The 19,654-nt window shown below is 69.0% G+C and carries 20 protein-coding genes; 11 read left to right on the top strand and 9 right to left on the bottom strand.

Annotated features, from left to right (window positions below; genetic code table 11):
* Positions 1-4 precede the first annotated feature (4 nt).
* A complete protein-coding gene (locus RCO38_RS00820) occupies positions 5-988 on the top strand; it encodes a 2-hydroxyacid dehydrogenase (protein ID WP_308326402.1) in 984 nt (327 codons plus the stop codon).
* 15 nt (positions 989-1,003) lie between these two features.
* Here RCO38_RS00820 and RCO38_RS00815 read toward each other — a convergent pair whose 3' ends face one another.
* Positions 1,004-1,348 (bottom strand): DUF2834 domain-containing protein, encoded by a 345-nt coding sequence (locus RCO38_RS00815; RefSeq protein ID WP_308326401.1) that lies wholly within the window; start codon positions 1,346-1,348, stop codon positions 1,004-1,006.
* A 92-nt stretch (positions 1,349-1,440) separates the two neighbouring features.
* Here RCO38_RS00815 and RCO38_RS00810 point away from each other — a divergent pair, with 92 nt between their 5' ends.
* Positions 1,441-2,442 (top strand): GlxA family transcriptional regulator, encoded by a 1,002-nt coding sequence (locus RCO38_RS00810; RefSeq protein WP_308326399.1) that lies wholly within the window; start codon positions 1,441-1,443, stop codon positions 2,440-2,442.
* A 39-nt stretch (positions 2,443-2,481) separates the two neighbouring features.
* On the opposite strand, the gene RCO38_RS00805 is transcribed toward RCO38_RS00810, so the two are convergent.
* The 4 genes from RCO38_RS00805 to RCO38_RS00790 form a co-directional block, all read right to left on the bottom strand.
* Positions 2,482-3,396 carry an ankyrin repeat domain-containing protein gene (locus RCO38_RS00805; protein WP_308326397.1) on the bottom strand — a complete coding sequence of 305 codons (915 nt, stop codon included), beginning with the start codon at positions 3,394-3,396 and terminating at the stop codon, positions 2,482-2,484.
* Positions 3,393-3,968, bottom strand: a complete 576-nt coding sequence (locus tag RCO38_RS00800) for an RNA polymerase sigma factor (protein WP_308326395.1) — start codon at positions 3,966-3,968, stop codon at positions 3,393-3,395. The genes RCO38_RS00805 and RCO38_RS00800 overlap by 4 nt, the downstream gene beginning before the upstream one ends.
* A 31-nt stretch (positions 3,969-3,999) precedes the next feature.
* On the bottom strand, positions 4,000-4,782 hold the full coding sequence (locus RCO38_RS00795; protein ID WP_308326394.1) for a hypothetical protein: 783 nt from the start codon (positions 4,780-4,782) through the stop codon (positions 4,000-4,002).
* A 99-nt stretch (positions 4,783-4,881) separates the two neighbouring features.
* Positions 4,882-5,814: a LysR family transcriptional regulator gene (locus RCO38_RS00790; RefSeq protein WP_308326392.1), complete on the bottom strand. Its 933-nt coding sequence runs from the start codon at positions 5,812-5,814 to the stop codon at positions 4,882-4,884.
* A 226-nt stretch (positions 5,815-6,040) separates the two neighbouring features.
* Between RCO38_RS00790 and RCO38_RS00785 the strand changes: the two genes are divergently transcribed.
* The 4 genes from RCO38_RS00785 (at position 6,041) to RCO38_RS00770 (ending at position 8,636) form a co-directional block, all read left to right on the top strand.
* Complete coding sequence (locus tag RCO38_RS00785; RefSeq protein WP_308326390.1) at positions 6,041-6,655, top strand: DUF4148 domain-containing protein; 615 nt, start codon at positions 6,041-6,043, stop codon at positions 6,653-6,655.
* A gap of 131 nt (positions 6,656-6,786) precedes the next feature.
* Positions 6,787-7,170: a hypothetical protein gene (locus RCO38_RS00780; RefSeq protein ID WP_308326388.1), complete on the top strand. Its 384-nt coding sequence runs from the start codon at positions 6,787-6,789 to the stop codon at positions 7,168-7,170.
* A 70-nt stretch (positions 7,171-7,240) separates the two neighbouring features.
* Positions 7,241-7,510, top strand: coding sequence for a MoaD/ThiS family protein (locus RCO38_RS00775; protein ID WP_308326386.1), 270 nt, complete (start codon positions 7,241-7,243; stop codon positions 7,508-7,510).
* Between the two features lie 31 nt (positions 7,511-7,541).
* Complete coding sequence (locus RCO38_RS00770) at positions 7,542-8,636, top strand: WD40/YVTN/BNR-like repeat-containing protein (RefSeq protein ID WP_308326385.1); 1,095 nt, start codon at positions 7,542-7,544, stop codon at positions 8,634-8,636.
* Here the strand turns inward: RCO38_RS00770 and RCO38_RS00765 are convergent.
* From RCO38_RS00765 to RCO38_RS00750, 4 genes are all read right to left on the bottom strand, one after another.
* On the bottom strand, positions 8,633-9,667 hold the full coding sequence (locus tag RCO38_RS00765) for an endonuclease/exonuclease/phosphatase family protein (RefSeq protein ID WP_308326383.1): 1,035 nt from the start codon (positions 9,665-9,667) through the stop codon (positions 8,633-8,635). The genes RCO38_RS00770 and RCO38_RS00765 overlap by 4 nt on opposite strands.
* A gap of 40 nt (positions 9,668-9,707) precedes the next feature.
* Positions 9,708-11,057 carry an ATP-binding protein gene (locus tag RCO38_RS00760; protein ID WP_308326381.1) on the bottom strand — a complete coding sequence of 450 codons (1,350 nt, stop codon included), beginning with the start codon at positions 11,055-11,057 and terminating at the stop codon, positions 9,708-9,710.
* Complete coding sequence (locus tag RCO38_RS00755; protein WP_308326380.1) at positions 11,054-11,716, bottom strand: response regulator transcription factor; 663 nt, start codon at positions 11,714-11,716, stop codon at positions 11,054-11,056. The genes RCO38_RS00760 and RCO38_RS00755 overlap by 4 nt, the downstream gene beginning before the upstream one ends.
* 90 nt (positions 11,717-11,806) lie before the next feature.
* Positions 11,807-13,579, bottom strand: a complete 1,773-nt coding sequence (locus RCO38_RS00750; RefSeq protein WP_308326378.1) for a DEAD/DEAH box helicase — start codon at positions 13,577-13,579, stop codon at positions 11,807-11,809.
* 302 nt (positions 13,580-13,881) lie between these two features.
* On the opposite strand from RCO38_RS00750, the gene RCO38_RS00745 reads away from it, so the two are divergent.
* The 5 genes from RCO38_RS00745 to RCO38_RS00725 all read left to right on the top strand — a co-directional run bounded on the left by RCO38_RS00745 (position 13,882) and on the right by RCO38_RS00725 (position 19,617).
* The gene (locus RCO38_RS00745; protein WP_308326377.1) at positions 13,882-16,044 is read left to right on the top strand and encodes a DUF1631 family protein; all 2,163 of its coding nucleotides are present in this window, start codon (positions 13,882-13,884) and stop codon (positions 16,042-16,044) included.
* A gap of 29 nt (positions 16,045-16,073) precedes the next feature.
* The gene (locus tag RCO38_RS00740; protein WP_308326375.1) at positions 16,074-16,631 is read left to right on the top strand and encodes a hypothetical protein; all 558 of its coding nucleotides are present in this window, start codon (positions 16,074-16,076) and stop codon (positions 16,629-16,631) included.
* A gap of 75 nt (positions 16,632-16,706) precedes the next feature.
* Positions 16,707-18,368 (top strand): energy-dependent translational throttle protein EttA, encoded by a 1,662-nt coding sequence (gene ettA / locus RCO38_RS00735; protein WP_308326374.1) that lies wholly within the window; start codon positions 16,707-16,709, stop codon positions 18,366-18,368.
* A 50-nt stretch (positions 18,369-18,418) separates the two neighbouring features.
* Entirely contained in the window at positions 18,419-19,066 is a 648-nt protein-coding gene (locus RCO38_RS00730) for a hypothetical protein (RefSeq protein WP_308326373.1), read from the top strand.
* Entirely contained in the window at positions 19,063-19,617 is a 555-nt protein-coding gene (locus RCO38_RS00725; RefSeq protein WP_308326371.1) for a DUF1415 domain-containing protein, read from the top strand. The genes RCO38_RS00730 and RCO38_RS00725 overlap by 4 nt, the downstream gene beginning before the upstream one ends.
* Positions 19,618-19,654: the final 37 nt, after the last annotated feature.

Genomic DNA, 19,654 nt, shown 5'->3' with positions numbered 1-19,654 from the left:
GCGCATGAACCAGCGCCCCACCATCCTGATCGCGCGCGCGGTGTTCCCCGAGGTGGTGGAGCGCCTGCGCGGGCATTTCGAGGTCGAGACCACACCGCATGGCGTGGTCTGGTCCCCGGCCGAGTTCATCGAGCGCCTGCAGGGCAAGGACGGGGTGCTGACCTCCGGCAGCGAGCGCATCGACGCGGCGCTGCTGGCGGCCTGCCCGCAGCTGAAGATCGTGGCCAACCTCGCGGTGGGCTACAACAACTTCGATCTGGACGCGATGACGGCGGCCGGCGTGCAGGCCACCAACGCGCCCGACGTGCTCACCGAGACCACGGCCGACTTCGGTTTCGCGCTGCTGATGGCGACCGCGCGGCGTATTGCGGAGAGCGAACACTACCTGCGCGCCGGTCATTGGAAACAGTGGTCGCTCGACCTGTTCGCTGGCGCCGACATCCACGGCAGCACACTGGGCATCCTGGGCATGGGCCGCATCGGCCAGGCCATCGCCCGCCGCGGCGCCCACGGCTTCGGCATGCGGGTGATTTACCACAACCGCTCACGGCTCGATACCGACAAGGAAGCGGCCTGCGGCGCGCACTACGTTTCGCGCGAGGACCTGTTCTCGCAGGCCGATCACGTGGTGCTGGTGCTGCCCTACACCCCGGCTGCGCACCACACGGTGGGTGCGGCCGAAATCGCCCTGATGAAGCCGACCGCGACGCTGGTCAACATCGCCCGCGGCGGCATCGTGGATGAAAACGCGCTGGTCGCGGCGCTGCGCGAGAAGCGCATTGCTGCGGCGGGGCTGGACGTGTTCGAAGGCGAGCCACAGGTCAACCCCGCGCTGTTGACCGTGCCCAACGTGGTGCTCACGCCGCACATCGCCAGCGCCACGTTGCCCACGCGCATGGCCATGGCCATGCTGGCGGCCGACAACCTGATCGCCTACCTCACCAAAGGCCAGGCGAAGACACCGCTCAACTGCGTCGCACCGCGCTGAGGCCTGCGGACCCGTTCACGGCCTTGGCGCTGCGGTGCGTTCCCGGCGCGCCAGATACAGCGGCAGGGCGACGGCCAGCCCGATGCCGAAACACAGCGCCACCCAGGCCAGTGGCCGCCAGCGACCGGCCGTGGCCGTTTCGCGCCAGACCCAGACCCCGAACACCAGCGCCGACAGGTACACGTCGAGCGTGATCGCGCGGGTCAGCGGGTTGGCCATGGCATCGGCCCAGAAGCGGTCGGGTGCCACGCTGCCCCCCGAGAGGAAGTATTGCAGGTTGAAGAACCAGGTGAGCACCAGCCCGGCCAGTGCCAGGACCAGATAGACGCGGGAGGAGGCGGTCGAAGAGGCGGGTTTCAAGAGGGGGCTCCTTGAATCGATGGGGTTCATTGAACCCGTGGAGCGGCGTGTCTTACAGTGTCCGGAATGACATCTTTGAAGCGTTTTGAGACATGGCCGATTTCAATCTGATCGTGTTGCCCGGGAGCCTGACCAGCGGTGTGGCAGTGACGCTGGACATGCTGTCGGCGGCGCAGGTGATGGCGCCGCGCTGCGGCGTGCCTGCACCGACCTGGCGGGTGCTGTCGCCGGCGGGCGGCCCAGTGCGGCTGTCGATGGGGCTGACCGTGGACACCCGCCCTCTGCCGCGGCGGGCGGGCGCCGACTCTTCGGTGTGGGTGCTGCCGGGCCTTCGCCTGGCGGACACCGCTCAACTGGCACAGCACCTGGACGACCCGCTGGTGCAGGCAGCGGCCGCTGCGGTGCGCCGCCACGTGGTCGCGGGCGGGCGTGTGGCGGCGTCGTGTTTCTCGGTGTTCGTGCTTGGGCTGGCTGGGGTGCTGGACGGGCGCCGCGCCACGACCACCTGGTGGCTGGCCCATCTGCTGCAACAGCGTTTTCCTGGCTGCCGGGTGGAGGCCGACCGCATGGTGTGCGTGGACGGCCCGGTCGCCACCGCCGGGGCGGCGTTGGCGCAGACCGACCTGATGCTGCACCTGCTGCGCGAACACGGTGGCCATGCCCTGGCCGACTGGGTCGGCCGGGTGTTGCTGATCGACGCGCGTGCAGCACAGTCGCCCTACGTGGTGCCCCAGGCCTTGGTGGCCGGCGACGACTTCGTCAGCGGCCTCGTGCAGCGGATCGAGGCGCGCTGGCCCGAACCCGTGACCGTGGCCATGCTGGCAGAGCAGGCGGCGATGTCGACCCGCACGCTGGCCCGCCATGTGCAGCGCGCCACTGGCAGGTCGCCCATGGCGCTGATCCAGAGCGTGCGGCTTCGGCGCGCCCGGGCGCTGCTGGAGAACACGCGGCTGCCGGTGGAGCAGGTGGCGGCCGCCGTGGGCTACCAGGACGCCACCGCCTTGCGCCGGATGTTGCTGCGGCTGATGGAGGCCACGCCGCGCCAGGTCCGGCGGCAGCGCTCGTGGGCCAGGCCGGTGCGGCCGGCGGGCTGAGCGCGTCGGGAGGAACGGTGTGTCCGCCGCCTGGCCGGCTCAGCGCAGCAGCGGCAGCAGCCCGGGGGAGCCGTTGCGTCCGGCGTGGTCCGCGGCGCTGAGCCCGTCGCGGTCGCGCAGGGTGCGGTCCGCGCCTGCGGCCAGCAGCCGTTTCACCACCGCCTCGTTGCCGGTCCGCGCGGCCGCGATCAGTGGCGTGCGGCCGGCGGGGTCGCGCTCGTTCGGGTCGGCACCTTCGGCCAGCCGCTGATCCACCGCTTTTGCGTCACCGGATGCGATGGCGGCGAACATGGGAGAAAGGGGCTCGGGACGGATGGTCGTGACCTCCCGCCGCTCCCGCATCACCCCTCCTTCGGCGGACGCCGCGCTGTCGGCGGTGGCGGGCGCGGCGGCACGTGAGGCGGGCGCTGCACGGGGCATGGGGGCGGGCGCCTGGGGTGTCAAGGACTTGGCCGCTGGGGCGGGCGCCTCCGGTCCTTCCGGCGCTTCGGCCTTGGCCATGCGGTCCGGGGCTTGGGGATCGGAGGCGGGGGCAGGGGCAGGTGCTTCGCTTCGTTGCGGCGAGGCTTTCCGTGGAGCCGGTTCTGCCGCTGGAGCGGGCTCTGGCGGGGGGCTGCTGGCGGCTGTTTCGGCGGCGGGCCGCGAGATGCCGGAGCCCAGCGCCAGCTCCTTCTCCTCCAAGTTGCCGTGGTCGAATTGCAGCACCAGCAGACCGACCAGGCCGATCACCGCAAGGCCGCCCAGGGCTCGCCAGGTCCAGACACTGTCATTGGCCGCGGGCCGCACTTCGGGGCGGATCGCGTCGGTGCGCGAGGCGGCGGCCGCACGCGCGTGGGCCAGCACGTTTTCGCGCAGCGCGGCGCCGGGCCGCGCGGTGTCGAGCTCGTTGGCTTCGCGGTAGCGCTGCAACAGGGCGTCGTCGGGCGTCGGTGGCAGGTGGTCGCGGCGGTTCATGCGTGGGCCTCCAGGGTCTCGCGCAGGCGGGCGCGGGCATACCGCAGGCGGCTCTTGGCGGTTTCCATGTTGACGCCCGTGGTCTGCGCGATCTCGGCCAGGCTCATGCCGGCTTCGGCCTGCAGCAGGAAAGCTTCGCGCTGCACCTCGGGCAGGGCCGCGAGCGCGTCGAGCAGCGCTTGCGCCAGCTCGCGCGAATCAAGCCGCCGCTCGGGACCGAAGCCGGATTCAGCAGCCAGCATCTCGGCCAGCGCGGTGCCGTCCTCGCTCTCGGCGTCCAGGCTGGTGTGGTTCTTCTGCGTGCGCCAGTGGTCGACCACGCGGTGGTGCGCCAGGGTGAACAGCCAGGTGCGGAACTTCGCCCGCGGCTCGTATTGCGAGGCATGGCGCACCACGCTGAACCAGACGTCCTGCACCAGGTCGTCGGCCAGCGCCGCGTTCTGCACGCTGCGCTGCACGAAGCGCCACACCGGCAGGGCGTGGCGGTCGTACAGGGTTTCAAAGGCGCGCATGTCCCCGCGGGCGTAGGCCTGCATGAGCTGTTCGTTGGTAGGCGTGTCGGCCGCGGTCATGCGGGCGATTATGGGTGGAGGCGTGCGCGCTTCAGTCCGGGTCGGGCACGTAGCGCGGCGAGCGCGAACCGGGGAAGGGCTGCGGGCGGTGGGGCACCACGTCCGGCGGCAGGACGCCCATCGCCACCAGGTTCTCGCGGCTGTCGTAGCGGATGCGGATCAGCTCGTCGGGCCGGTCGCCGCGGCGCTCGAACGTGGTGTGGCCGATGCGGTCGTGTTCACGTTCACCGTGGCCGGTGCCCAGCTTCGGCGCAGCGGCGGCCTGGGGCGCGCTGCGCTCGGCCGCACCGGACTCGAGCCGGTCGCGCCAGGACCCGTCCCCCGGTTCGGAGAGCGGAGCCACCGCGGGCGCCTCGACCCTCTCGCGAAACAGCGCCACACCGATCACGCCCACATGGGCCGGGCGGCCGGTGCGTGCCGCGTAGGACGCCGGCAAAGCGGTGAAGTGGAAGGCCGCGACCTCGTGGTCCGTCTTGCGCCAGCCGGTGATGTCGTAGCGCTGCCAGGGGCCGAGCACATAGCCGGTCTGGTGCCAGGCCGCGGTCTGGCCCGAGACCACATTGATGCCGTCGACGGAGACCACGCCCATCAGGCGGCCAGGCTGCGCGTTGCGCACCGAGACGGCGTAGCGGGCGCCGGGCCGGCCGGCGACCCAGTGTTCTCCCCGGTGCCGGTAGACCGGCAGGGCTTCGCCGCTGTCGCGGTCGATCACCTGGACGTCGGCGAGCCCGCCAATGGCCTGGGCGGGCGGTGCGGACAGCAGGGCCAGTGCTGCGAAGGTGGGCAGGGTCAGGTGGCGCAGGGTGGTGTTCATGAGGACTCCAGAAAAATGCATGGAGTCCACTGAAACGAACGGAACGGCGAAACGGGGTGAAACCTTGGCGAACGAATTCAGTCCCGGGCCGCTCCTTTTTCAGCACACGTTGCAGCCGGCCAGCGCCTGTGCGACGCGCTCGCGCGTCCGGTCGGTCAGGTGATCCAGGAAGACCTGGGTGCGCTGCGGCAGGAACTTGCGGCTGGGCAGGGCTGCGTAGAGCGTGAAACGGCCGGTGATCCACGGCGCCAGCACGCGCACCAGCGCGCCGCTGGCCAGGTGCGGCGCGGCCAGCTCGACCGTGGTTCCGGTGATACCGGCACCATCGAGCGCGGCCCGCATCAGCGTGTCGGTGTGGTTGGCCCAGAGCACCGGGCGCACATCCAGCAGCACCTCGTCCTCCTGGTCGCTGCGGAACAGGCGCAACAGCCGGCTGCGGGTGCCCATGTCGGGCTTGATGCGCAGGCAGTCGTGCTGCAGCAGGTCCTGCGGCGTGGCGGGGGAGCCCCGGCGCGCGAGGTACGCCGGAGACGCAACCAGGAAGGCCTCGGTCGTGTTCACTTTGCGGGCGATGATGTTGGCGTCGTAGCCCTCGTCGGTGCCCATGAGCGTGATGTCGAAGGCTTCAATGGGGGGCTCGCGGTGGCTGGCCACTTCGATGTCCAGCTGGATCTGCGGGTAGCGCTGGTGGAAGCTGGCGACCATGGGCGCCAGCACGTGCGTGGCCAGCACCGGCGGTGCCAGCACCCGCAGCGTGCCCGAGAGCTGCTGGGTTTGCGAACTGACCAGCGAGTGGGCATCGTCCAGGTCCTGCAGGATGTGGCGCACCCGCTCCAGGTACGCCTCGCCGGCGTCGGTGAGCGACTGCCGGCGTGTGGTGCGCTGCAGCAGCCGGGTGCCCAGGTGCTCCTCCAGGTCGGCCACCAGCCGCGTCACGACGGCGGGCGACATGTCCAAAGCCCGCGCAGCGGCGGCGAAGCCGCCTTCGTCCGCCACACGGAGAAACACACGCATTGAGGTCAGTCGGTCCATGGGTCGATGGTGAGGATTTAAAACGGGGTGATTGTTGCTGAATTGGAAATAGATTGACGACGATTCGGCGGTTTTTCTTCTGTGGATGAAATTTTAAAGTTCACCCATCGCGAACGAATCTCTTCCGAAACACAACGCAAAGAAGCGAAACCGCCGCGAAAAGACACCCGACCTTCCGGCCGGCACCATCACTTCACCGTTTCACCACTTCTTGAAAGGAAGCACCATGAAAGCCTCTTACCTCTCCAGCATCGCCCTCGCCGTGGCCGCCCTGTCGGCCGGTCAGGCCTTCGCCGCCGACGCGGATGCCCCGCTGACCCGCGAGCAGGTCCGCGCCGAACTGATCCAGGCCCAGCAAGCCGGTGATGTGATCGGCGACGTCGAATCCGGCCGCACCCTGCGCGAGATGTATCCCAACCGCTACCCGGCCGCCGCCACCGCCCAGGTCAAGACCCGCGCCGACGTCAAGGCCGAGCTGGCTGCCGCCCAGCGTGAGGGCAACGTGATCGCCGACAACGAGTCCGGCCGCACCGCCCGCGAAATCAACCCCAGCGCCTACGCCGCCGCACCCAAGGGCCAGGCCTTGACCCGCGAGGAAGTGCGCGCTGAGCTGCGTGCCGCCCAGGAAAGCGGCAACGTGATCGCCGACAACGAGTCCGGCCGCACCCTGCGCGAGGTCTACCCGAACCGCTACCCCAAGGAAGTCGTCGCCCAGGGCAAGACGCGTGAGCAGGTCAAGGCCGAACTGGCCGAAGCCCAGCGCACCGGCGACATCATTGCCGATGGCGAAAGCGGCAAGAAGCTCAACGAGCTGTACCCCAGCCGTTACCCGAAGAACTGACCCCCCCTGCGCCGCTTCGCGGCTTCCCCCCGGGGGGACCACACCAGCGGCCCGGCAAAGCCGGTTCCGCGGTGTGTGCTGGAATGTCGGGCGAACGTGTCTGGTACAACCCTGCGACGCAGGAGATGACCATGACAAGTTTCACCAAGGTGGTGCTCTACACCGGCACCGACGGACGGGCCGCGTTCCGCGAGGAATCGGTCGAACTCAGCGAAGGCACGCCAGCGGCGTGCCTTTCGCCGTTGATGCCTTCGGGTGGCTACCAGTTGCGCCATAGCCCGGTCGGCTTTCGCAGCCAGTTCCACTGCACCGGCGCTCCGCAGTGGCTGTTCGTGCTGCAGGGGCAGATGGAAATAGGGCTGCAGGACGGCAGCTCGCGCATCTTCGGCCCGGGCGATCACTTCTATTCCGCCGACACCCTGCCCGAGGGCGCGACCTTCGATCCGGCGGTGCATGGCCACTGGAGCCGCCAGGTCGGCGACCAGCCGCTGGTGACGCTGTTCGTGCGAGGCTGACCCCGCCCCCAGAAGGGTTCCGGCCTTGCGCCTGCCCGCGTCTGAACAGACACTGCGGACGGAGCCCGCCATGGTGACTGTCGAATTCGCCCCCGCCTTGCGCCGCCACGTGGACTGCGGACCCCAGCAGGTGCCGCCGGGCACGCTGCGTGCGGCGCTGGAACAGGCCCTGCGGGCTGCGCCGGCGTTGGCGGGATATGTGTTCGACGATCAGCGCGCCGTTCGCAAGCACGTGGCGGTGTTCGTCAACCGCGAGCTGGTGGCCGACCGCGTCCGGCTGGACCGGGCCCTGGTGGCGGGCGACCGGGTGCTGGTGGTGCAGGCGCTGAGTGGCGGCTGAACCGCCGCCCCCACAAACCAAGGAGACCGCGATGCCGACGATGCTGGTGGCGAGCCGCAAAGGCCTGTTCGTGTGGGAGGGCGAGGGCACCGAATGGCGCATCACGGCGCTGCACTTTGCCGGCGAGCCGGTCACCAGCGTGTTGGTCGATCCGCGCGACGGCCACTGGTACGCCGCGCTGCGCCTGGGCCATTTCGGCGTCAAGCTGCACCGCAGCGCCGACCGGGGCGTGCACTGGACCGAGGTGGCTGCGCCGGCGTTTCCGCCCAAACCTGCCGAAGGGCCGATGGCCGACGACACCATGCCCTGGACGGTCGATCTGGTCTGGTCGATGGCGGCCGGCGGCGCCGACGAACCAGGGGTGTTGTGGGCCGGCTGTCTGCCGGCAGGCCTGTTCCGCTCGGACGACCACGGCGCCAGCTGGGCGCTGAACCGGCCGCTGTGGGAGCAACCCGGTCGTCGCGAATGGTTTGGCGGCGGCTACGACCACGCCGGCATCCACTCCATCCTGGTCGATCCGCGCGAGCCGCGCCACATCACACTGGGCATCTCCTGCGGTGGCGTCTGGCAGACGCGCGACGCCGGCGACAGCTGGACCTTGACCGCACAGGGCATGAGAGCCGACTACCTGCCGGCCGAGAGCGCCGACGACGGCAACACCCAGGACCCGCACGCCATGGTGCAGTGCCGGGTGCAGCCCGACACCCTGTGGGTGCAGCACCACTGCGGCATCTACCGCTCTGCCGACGGTGGCGCGCTGTGGCAGCCCATCGCCGCGCCCGCGCCGTCGGGCTTCGGCTTTGCCGTGGCCTGTGATCCCAACAACCCGCAACGGGCCTGGTTCGTGCCGGCGAAGGCCGACGTGTGCCGCATCCCGGTGGACGGGCGGCTGGTGGTGCTGCGCACCGACGACGGCGGCCAGAGCTTCCAGGTCTTCGGCGAGGGCCTGCCGCAGCGCCACGCCTACCACCTGGTCTACCGGCATGCGCTGGACGTGGACGGCACGGGCCGGGTGCTGGCCATGGGATCGACCACGGGCGGGCTCTGGGTCAGCGCCGATGCGGGCGAGCGCTGGCAGGAGCTTTCCCGCGACCTGCCCCCTCTGGCGATGGTCAGGTTCGTCTAGACGAGCACATCCGGCAGCTTCAGTCGCAGCAGCGCGCGCACGAAGCCGTGGTCGCTGCGGCTGCGGTCGCGGCCTTCGTGCAGGTGGTCGTTGAAGAACTCCACGCGGCGCACGTCGCCGATGGCGGCGCGGCTGGTGGCCACGAACTCCTCGCTCACCAGCACCTGGTCCAGCACCTCGGGGTAGCCTTGGTGGATGTGCGAATAGGCCACGTCGCGCCGCAGGGCGGCATCGCCTTGCACATCCCAGGCGCTGAACAGGGCGTTGTCGCGCGCGCCCTTGTCGTAGGCCACCTGTGAGGTCGCTGCGATCAGTTGCGTGGTCACGCTGTGCGGGCCGTCGTTGAAATCGCCCATCACGACCAGAGGCAGTCGCGTGCGGTGCAGCAGCTCGACCACCTTCAGCCGCAGCGCCAGCGCCTCGCCCGCGCGCATGAGCAGCGAACGCAGCGAACCCAGTGCCTGTACAACCGGGTCTTCGGTGTCCTCCAGGGTCTGGCCGCTGGCGTCCTGCAGGTATTTGGGGCGCTTGGACTTGAGGTGCGCCGTGAGCACGGCGATCTCCTGCCCATGTTTCATGCGCAGCGTGGCCAGCAGGGGCGGACGCTCGAAGCGGGTGTGGGGCCCCAGCCCGGGCACCTGCACCACGGCGGCGGCGGGGAAATCGGCGATGGACTGCAGCGACTCCACCTTCAGCCGTGTCACCAGGCCCACGCGCGGCGTGCCCTGCGCCCCGTGCTGTCCGGGACCGTTTTCAGCGCCGGGCACGACCACCGTGCCGTACTGCAGGCCGCTGCGGGCGATGGCGGCGCGCAGCGCCACCTCGTCCCAGACTTCCTGCACCGCCAGCACATCGGCGTTGAGCACGCGAAAGCGCTCCCCGAGCCACCCAACCTTGCGCTCGAACTCGTTCTGGCTGTAGGGCTCCTGCCCGTCGTAGAAATGGCGACCCGGCTGCGCCAGATTCAGCACGTTCGCACTGGCGACGGTCAGGGTGGCCCAGCGGGAGGGTGGTGGCAATGTGGTGACCATGGCCGCGAATGTAACCAGTGGCCCGGCGCTGCCGGCGGGCTCAGGCTGTGCGCGGCGCGGGCCGGGCCTCGGCCAGCGGCAGGCGCACGCGCACCGTGAGTCCGCCACCGGGCGCATCGTCGAGGGCCACCGTGCCGCCGTGCAGGGCCGCGATCTCGCCGACGATGGACAACCCAAGTCCGCTGCCTTTGCCGTCGCCCGGCGAGAGCCGGACGAAACGTTCCAGCACCCGCGCACGGTCCTCGGGTGCGATGCCGCTGCCGTTGTCGCTGACTTCGAGCACCGCGTGCGCGCCCTCGGTGTGCAGGCCCACGTCGATGCGCACCGGCCCCGGGTTGTGCGTCAGCGCGTTGCCGATCAGGTTGTCCACCAGCGTGCGCAACGCGTGCGGGTCGCCGATCAGGACGACCGGGTCCGCATGCACCAGGCCCAGGTCGCTGCCCTGCTGTTCGGCCCGCGCCGAGAAGCCCGCCACCGCCTCGCGCAGCAGGTCGTCCAGCCGCAGGGCCTGCAGCTGCGCCGTCTGTCCTTCGGGCTCCAGGCGCGCCAGCTGGAGCAGCTGGAAGCTCAGCCGGGAAGCCCGTTCGATGCCCGCATCCAGCTGGTCCAGGGCGATATCCCATTCGCCCGGTTTGGCGCGCCGTACCAGTTGTGCCTGCAGCTTGACCACGGCCAGCGGGGTGTTGAGCTCGTGCGCAGCGTCGGCCAGGAAGCGGCGCTGGTGATTGAGCATGTGTTCGATGCGCGCCAGCAGCTGGTTGAGCGTGTCGGCCAGTGGGGCCACTTCGGCGGGCAGGCCGGAGGTGTCGATGGGCTGCAGGCCTTCCGGATTGCTGCGGGCAATGTCGCTGCGCAGCTGTTCCAGCGGCAGCAGCACACGGTCCACGCCCGTGCTCGTGAGCACGGCCAACACGAGCACCAGCAGCACCAGCGGCACCAGCAGCCACGGGGTGAGCGAGTAGAAGTGCTGGCGCCGGATCTTGGTGGTGACCGCGACCTGGACAATGCGACGGTCGTGCGCCTGCGTGTAGACGCGCCAGCTCTGGCCCTGCCAGGTGACGATGTGGTGCCCCGGACTCTGGAGGGGCGGGCCAATATCGGCCAGCGAAGAGTAGACCAATTGGCCCGAGTGCTCCCAGATCTGGCTCACGAACTGGTCGAGGTCGTCATCGGCCAGTGCGGTCGATGGCAGTGGCGCCGAGGGCTGTGCGGGCGCCGCCTCGTCGTGGCGCATGACCGTCTGGGCGATCTGCTCCAGCCCCATGTTGCGCACATTGTTGAATCCGCTCCAGGTGAGCCGCGCCGTCAGGTAACCGACCACGAGGGTGGTGATCAGTACCGACGAGATCAGCCAGAGCAGCAGCCGGGAGCGGATCGAGCGAAGCTTCAAGGCAACTGCACCAGCTTGTACCCCACCCCGCGCACATTGACGATCCAGGGCTCCCCGAGCTTGCGGCGCAGGTGGTGCAGGTGCACCTCGACGGCGTTGCTGGAGATGTCCTCGCTCCAGCCGTACAGCTGCTTCTCCAGCTGTTCGACCGAGAGCACGACGCCCGGCTGCCGGGCGAACGTGGCCAGCAGGTCGAACTCGCGCTGCGACAGTGGCAGCTGCTTGCCCGACAGCAGGGCCTCACGTTCCGCCGGCCGCACCTCCAGGCGCCCCAGATGGATGTGCGAGGTGACGCGCCCGCCCTGGCGGCGTGCCAGCGCATGGATGCGCGCGCACAGTTCGTCCAGGTCGAACGGTTTGGTCAGGTAGTCGTCGGCGCCCTGGTTGAGCCCGGCCACACGGTCGGGCACCGCGTCGCGCGCGGTCACCAGCATCACCGGTGTGGTCTGACCTTCCTTGCGCATCCAGCGCAGGATCTGCAGCCCGTCGAGCTGCGGCAGGCCGATGTCCAGCAGCACCACGTCGTAGCTGCGGCGACCCAGCGCATCGACCACCTGCTCCCCGGTCTTGGCCCAGTCCACCTGGAACCCGGCCAGATCCAGCCCCTTTTCCATGCTGGAACCCAGCATCACGTCGTCTTCGGCAAGCAGCAGCTTCATGGTGGATGACCTCTGGTGCGCAATGGTAGCGGCGAAAAAAAGGCGGGCACATGCCCGCCTCTCGGTCGCCGGGGGGCCAGAAGGCCGGGCTCAGCGGATGCGGCCGTAGCTGGTGCGCAGCGGATCGGCGCCACCGCCACCGTTGCCACCACGCTGACCACCACCCTTGTTCTTGTTGCGGTTGCCGGTGCGCATCGAATCGATGCTGGTGCGCAGCGGGTCGGGCTGGCCGCCCGGCGCGGCGGCGCGGGCGCGCGGCTCGCGGATGCGCAGGCTGCCCAGGTGGGCGTTGGGGCCGGGCTGTCGCTCGGGGCGGTCTTCGCCGTCGTAGCGGTCCTCGCGCGGGGCGCGCGGCGGGCGCTCCTGGTGCTGGCGGGGCTGGCCGTTTTGGTTGGGGTTTCCGTTGGCATTGGCCTGGCGCGGTTGTCCGTTGCCGCCACCGCCGCCCCGGCGGTTGCGGTTGCGGCGCCGTCCTTCGCCCTGGCCCTCGGCGGGCGGCTGGCCATCGCCGGCCTCGGCGCGCTGGCGCGGCTGCCCACCCCCGTTGTTGTTGCTGCGCCCGCCATTGCCGCCCTCTGCCTTCTTCTCGCGGATGCGGGTCATCATTTCCTGGCGCGCGGCCTTGGCGGCGGCGGCCATCACCTCGCGGCTGGGCGGCTTGCCGGCACCGCCCCAGATGGTCTGGCGGCCCATGGCGATGGGCTCGGCCTTCTCGCCCGGCTCGGGCATGAACTCCTGGAAGATCTCGACCGGAATCTGCTGCTTGGTGAAGCGTTCGATGTCCATCATGAAGCCCTCTTCGTCCAGGCTCACGAGGTTGACCGCCTGGCCTTCGCGACCGGCGCGGCCGGTGCGGCCGATGCGGTGCACGTAGTCTTCGCAGACGTTGGGGATTTCGTAGTTCACGACGTGCGGCAGCTCGTCGATGTCGATGCCGCGGGCCGCGATGTCGGTGGCCACCAGGGCGCGGATGTCGCCGCTCTTGAAGTCGGCCAGCGCCTGGGTACGGGCACCCTGGCTCTTGTTGCCGTGCAGCGCCATGGCCTTGATGCCGTTCTTGGTCAGGTAGTCGGCCACGTTGTTGGCGCCGAACTTGGTGCGGGTGAACACCAGCACCTGGCTCCAGTTGTGCTGGTTGATGATATGCACCAGCAGGGCCTTCTTCTTGCCGCGACCGACAGGGTGGATCACCTGGGTGATGCGCTGCACCGTGGTGTTGCGCGGCGTGACCTGGATGCTCTGCGGGTCCTTGAGCAGGTTGTTGGCCAGGTCGCGGATTTCGTCGCTGAAGGTCGCAGAGAACAGCAGGCTTTGCTTGCTTTGTGGCAGCAGGGCCAGCACTTTCTTGACGTCGTGGATGAAGCCCATGTCCAGCATGCGGTCGGCTTCGTCGAGCACCAGGATCTGCACCTGCGACAGGTCCAGGAAGCCCTGCTGCTGCAGGTCCAGCAGGCGGCCAGGGGTGGCCACCAGGATGTCCACGCCACGCTTCATTGCGTTGATCTGCGGGTTCATGCCGACACCGCCGAAGACCACGGTGGAGGTCAGCGACAGGTGCTTGCCGTAGACGCGCACCGATTCTTCGACCTGGGCCGCCAGCTCGCGGGTGGGGGTGAGCACCAGGGCGCGGATGGCAACGCCGCCGAAGCGGCTCTGGCCGCGCTCGCCTTGCGACAGGCGCTGCAGCATCGGCAGGGTGAAGGCAGCGGTCTTGCCGGTGCCGGTCTGGGCCCCACCGAGCAGGTCGCGGCCGGCCAGGACGGCCGGTATGGCTTCGACCTGGATCGGGGTGGGGGTTTCATAACCGTGTTCGCGCACCGCTTGCACGATGGCCGGGGCCAGGTTCAGATCTTCGAATTTCATCAATGAGAGGCACCCGTCCAGGGTGCTGGGGGCATCTGCCTGTGCGGTTGCCAAAGCAGCCGTTCAGTTGAAGGCAGACGGGGTCTACAAAGTGGGCAGCAGGACCAGGAACTGGGGCCGACCCTCCGGCGGGGTTGCCGGTGTTGCGGGCCACTGATGCGACGCAACAGGCCATATTGTCGCACGTCTTGCCGGGCGACCGTCCGGAGAATCGTCGTGTCCGCCTGTCAGCACCTGTCTCCATAATGGCGGTCCGCCCTCCCGCCGCCCTGGCCGGTCGGCCCCACTCTCCACGAGAAGCCATGGATTCGCACAAGTTGATCCGGTCCGGTGTGGCCAATGACGCGGGAAAGTTGCGCCCGACCCTCCAGCACTGCCTGGAGGCCGCGCTGTCGATCGCGGACTCCATGATCGACGAGCTGCTGGCGCAACTGGCCGCGGTGGCCGACCCGGACCGCCTGGCCAACCTGCCGATGGAACTGGAGCATGTGGACGTGGGGCAGATCGACCGCTGGATCCACGAGGCCGACGCCATCAAGCACACCTGGTCGCAGCAGCTGCGCCAGGTCTTCTATCACGGCGAGGTGCACGACCCCGAGCTGCACGCCACGGTGCGTTTCGACGACCTCCGTCTGCTGGACGACCGGCAGCTGGACGCGAGCATCGAATTCGCCATCGCCGAGCAGGCGCTGACCAAATCCACACAGGAGCTGCTGCCGCGTCTGAACGCGCTGGTGAGCAATCTCATGGGCTGGCTCACGGTGCAGCCTGATCTGAATCCGTTGCGACCCTCGGCCTACGCCCGTGCGCTGCGCGCCGTGATGGTCCAGCACGTGCCCGATCCGCACCAGCGCACGGCGCTGTTCGTGCCGGTCGCCGGCATCCTGGGTGAGAGCCTGCGGCAGGTGTACCGCGAACTGGTCCAGTGGCTGATGGCGCACGGTGTCGAGCCGCTGGAGAACACCACCCAGACGCTGCAGGCCGACAAGGCGTCGCGCAATGCGGTGGGGCGCACCCTGCTCACGCTGAGCCGGCTGCGCCAGCTGCTCGCCGGGGACCTCAACGGCGAGCAGGAGGGCGGGCCGATCTTCCTGCACACCGTGCCGGCCTCGATGTCGGCGCTCGAGGACATGGACCTCATCGAGCCGCTGATGCAGCGCCTGCGCCAGCGGCCGGCCCGGGCCGCCGGTCAGGGGGCGGTGGCGGAGCTGCCGGTGGTCTCGGGCCACCAGCTGGGACGTTTGCTGGGCCAGGAAGTGGTGCGCCTCATGCTGGACAACCTGACCCAGGACGAGCGCCTGCTGCCGGCCATCCGCCAGCAGATCGGGCTGCTCGAGCCCTCGCTGACCCGGCTCTCGCAGGCCGACCCCCGCTTCTTCAGCGACCGCCAGCACCCCGCGCGCCAGCTGCTGGAGAGCATCACCCAGCGCAGCCTGGGCTACCAGAGTCAGAGCGAGGATGGGTTCAGCGACCTGCTGCGCTCCGTGGCCGGGGCGGTCCGTTCGCTGCAGCGCGTCGACGCCAGCGAGGAGGTGTTCGCCCGGCTGCTCAAGCGCCTGCGCCGCCGCTGGGAAGAGGACGACGAACGTAAGAACCAGCGGCAGGCAGAGGCGGCGCGCGCACTGCTGCACGCAGAGCAGCGGCAGGTGCTGGCCGAACGGCTGGCCGGCGAGTTCCAGCAGCGCATGCAGGACAAGGAAGTGCCGGAGTTCGTGCAGCGCTTTCTCTCCGGCCCCTGGGCGCAGGTTCTGGCCGAAACGCAGCTGGTGGGCCGCCTGCCGGGCAACCAGGGCGATTCGCTGGACGGCGTGGCCGACGACCTGATCTGGAGCGTGCAACCGGCGCTGATCCGGCGCGACGCCGACCGCCTGGCGCGGCTGGTGCCCCGCCTGCTGGGCCAGATGCGCCAGGGCTTGGAACGCATCGCCTACCCCGCGGAACTCACGGGCCAGTTCTTCGACGCACTGGTGACGGTGCACGAAAAGGCCTTCGATGTGCCGACCCTGACCGATGCGCCCGGGGCCGACCTGGCGGTGGACAGGCCCGATGACCCGATCACCCAGGGCATGTCGGTCGAGGAACTGCCCATCGACGATTCGTTCTGGATCGCGGGCAAGGAGGCGGAGGACGCGGGTTTTGTGGAGGCCGAGACCGGCCCCATGCCCATCGACGGGCTGAGTGTGGTCGAAATGGACCTTGCGCCGGGCGCCTGGGTCGATCTGCAGGTGCAGGGAGAGTGGCTGCGGGCCCAGCTGACTTGGACCAGCCCCCGCGGCAGCCTGTTCATGTTCATCTCGGCCAATGGCCTGGCCCACTCCATGACCCGGCGCACGCTGGAAAAGCTGCTGGGCAAGGACGCCCTGCGCATCATCACCCGCGGCGGGGTGGTGGAGGGGGCGCTGGACGCGGTGGCCCAGCAGGCACTGCGCAACGCGCACGGGACCGGTCCGGACATCGGCCACTGAGGCGCCCCCGGCACGCACAGGTTCCTCTCTTGACCACGACCACCTTCGGCTACGACCCGGCGCAGGACCGCATCTGGATGCGGGTGCACGACCAGGACGTCACCCTCTGGCTGACCCGGCGCATGGTGCGCAGTGTCCTGGGGCCCATGCTCAAGGTGTTCGAGGATTCGACCCCGGGTCAGCAGGGCGGGGCGGCACCCCGGGCGCGGGCGTCGATCGAGCACCAGTTGTCCCTGCACGAGGCGGCGCCCGGCCAGCGACCGGCGCAGATTCGCGCGGGCCGCGAACGCCCGGGGCTGGAGAGCGACCCGCAGCAGCGCCTGTGCACCAGGCTCACCACCCAGGCCACGCCGCAAAGCGTCACCCTGAACTTCGAGACCGGCGCCGGCCCGGTGGTTCTGCGGCTCAGCCGCAAGGGCATGCACCTGTGGTACCGCGGGCTGGCCCTGGTGCTCCAGCAGACCCACTGGAATCTGCCCGAACCGCTGCCTGAGTGGCTGCAGGAACCCATGACGCCCGCCGCGGTGCGCGACCTGCTGGGCCGGCCGCTGCCGCCCGACCTCGACGAACCGGCCACCGGGCGATAATCCCCGGTTTCCCCCCTTTGCTCCTTCCGGCAGCCCCGCCGGACCAACGCGACCTCACCAGCGAGCCCATCCGCCATGGCCCAGTACGTCTTTTCCATGAACCGTGTCACCAAGACTGTGCCGCCCAAGCGGCAGATCTTGAAGGACGTTTCCATCAGCTTCTTCCCTGGCGCCAAGATCGGCGTGCTCGGTCTGAACGGATCGGGCAAGTCGACGCTGCTCAAGATCATGGCCGGCATCGACAAGGAGATCGAGGGCGAAGCCATCGCCATGCCGGGTATCCAGATCGGCTACCTGCCGCAGGAGCCGCAGCTGGCGCCCGAGCAGACCGTGCGCCAGGCGGTGGAGGAGGGCATCGGTGGTGCGCTCAAGGCTAAGGCCCGCCTGGACGAGGTGTACGCCGCCTACGCCGAACCCGACGCGGACTTCGACGCCCTGGCCGCCGAGCAGGCCGAGCTCGAAGCCATCATCGCCGCCAGTGGCTCGGAGAACTCCGACCTGCAGCTGGAGCTGGCCGCCGACGCGCTGAACCTGCCGCCCTGGGACGCCACCATCAAGAACCTCTCCGGTGGCGAAAAGCGCCGCGTGGCCCTGTGCCGCCTGCTGCTCTCCAAGCCCGACATGCTGCTGCTCGACGAACCCACCAACCACCTGGACGCCGAGTCGGTCGAGTGGCTGGAGCACTTCCTGCAGCGCTTCCCCGGCACCGTGGTGGCCATCACCCACGACCGCTACTTCCTGGACAACGCCGCCGAGTGGATTCTCGAACTCGACCGCGGCCACGGCATTCCCTACAAGGGCAACTACACCGACTGGCTGGACCAGAAGGAACGCCGCCTGGAGACAGAGCAGAAGTCCGAAGACGCCCGCACCAAGGCGATGAAGGAAGAACTCAAGTGGGTGCGCTCCAACGCCAAGGGCCGCCAGGCCAAGAGCAAGGCGCGTCTGGCCCGCTTCGAGGAGCTGAGCGACGTCGAATACCAGAAGCGCAACGAGACCAACGAGATCTTCATCCCGGTGGCCGATCGCCTGGGCAACCAGGTCATCGAATTCAAGAACGTCAGCAAGTCCTTCGGCGACCGTCTGCTGATCGACAACCTGAGCTTCTCGGTGCCGCCGGGCGCCATCGTCGGCATCATCGGCCCCAACGGCGCCGGCAAGTCGACGCTGTTCCGCATGATCCAGGGCGTCGAGCAGCCCGATTCGGGCACGGTCGAGATCGGCCAGACCGCCAAGCTGGCCTTCGTGGACCAGAGCCGCGAGAGCCTGGACGGCAGCAAGACCGTGTGGGAAGACGTCTCCGGCGGGCTCGACAACATCACCGTGGGCAAGTTCGTGATGCCCTCGCGCGCCTACATCGGCCGCTTCAACTTCAAGGGCAACGACCAGCAGAAGCTGGTGGGCAACCTGTCCGGCGGTGAGCGCGGCCGCCTGCACCTGGCCAAGACCCTGGCCCAGGGCGGCAACGTGCTGATGCTGGACGAACCGTCGAACGACCTCGACGTGGAAACCCTGCGCGCGCTGGAAGAGGCGCTGCTGGAATTCGCCGGCTCGGCCATGGTGATCTCGCACGACCGCTGGTTCCTCGACCGCATCTGCACCCACATCCTGGCCTGCGAAGGCAACTCGCAGTGGTACTTCTTCGACGGCAACTTCACCGAGTACGAGGCCGACAAGAAGAAGCGCCTGGGCGAAGAGGGCGCGCGTCCGAAGCGCACGCGCTTCAAGTCCATCTGACGTTCTGATCGGATGCGTGGTTTGACAGACGGACCAAGAGTGACCAAGACATGAAACAGGGAAAACTTTCGACTGTGCGCCGCCTCATTGCGGGGTCAGCGGTCTTTTTGCTGATGCTTGCAGGCTGCGCGGGAAACCAGATTGCCGCCGATGCACCCGCTTCCAGCGTTGGTGAAAAGGCGGTGGTCGTGGTGTCGGTCACCCACGATGCGGAGACCGGGCGCCGTGCCAAGGCGGGGTTCGTGCTGGACCGCGACAGCAAGGTCCATTCGACGCGGATCCTGCGCTCCATCGAAGAAGTGCTGGGCGTGCCGAAGGGCAGTGATTTCGACGACGTACACGGGCGGGTCTATGTGCTGGACATGGAACCGGGTACCCACACGGTCAGCTCATGGTTCACGGTCACCGGCATGTCTCGACTGGAGCCTCGTGCCGAACTGCCCCCGCTCACGTTCGATGTGCGGGCCGGAGAAGTCGTCTACATCGGGAACCTCAACCTAAACCACGTGGCTGGTCGCTCGTTGATCGGTGTCAAAGCGGTGGCCGGGGCCGTGCCCGAGGTCCGGGACAGGGCTGTGATCGACATCCCTCTGGCTGAAAAGAAGGTTGTGTCCATCAAGGGGCGGGTGACCACCCGGCTCCTGCCCATGGGAGACTGGACGGCGTCTGCCGGCCCACGCAAGGGAGCGGTCGAGTGACTTCAGCCGACGACGAGCAGGTGCTCGACGACACCCGCCGCTGGATCGAGAAGGCGGTGATCGGGCTGAACCTGTGTCCGTTCGCGCGCTCGGTGTACGTGAAGAACCAGGTGCGCATCGTGGTCAGCCGCGCGCGGCACCTCGACGCCTTCCTGGACGAGCTGGACCGCGAGCTGGACCTGCTGGTGAACACGCCGGCCGAAGAGATTGACACCACGCTGCTGGTGCATCCGACGCTGTTCCCCGACTTCGAGGTCTTCAACGACTTCATGAACGTGGTCGACGACGTGGTGGCCGAACACGAACTCGAAGGTGAGATCCAGGTGGCCAACTTCCACCCGCAGTTCCTCTTCGAGGGCGAGGCGGTGGACGATCCCAGCCACTTCACCAACCGCGCGCCGTACCCCACGCTGCACCTGCTGCGCGAGGACAGCGTGGAGCGCGCGGTGGCCAGCGACGGCGGGGACGCCGAAAAGATCGTGGAGCGCAACATTGCCACGCTGCGCACGCTGGGCGCCGAGGGCTGGAAGGTCTTGCTCTCTAAGCCCTGAACTGCGTGGAAATCCAGGGCTGATCCGGCCTTTGCCG

The organism is Hydrogenophaga pseudoflava (assembly GCF_031020795.1).
GTDB lineage: Bacteria > Pseudomonadota > Gammaproteobacteria > Burkholderiales > Burkholderiaceae_C > Hydrogenophaga > Hydrogenophaga pseudoflava_A.
The sequence above is the reverse complement of the archived record's forward strand: the minus strand, read 5'-3'. Positions and strand labels throughout refer to the sequence as shown.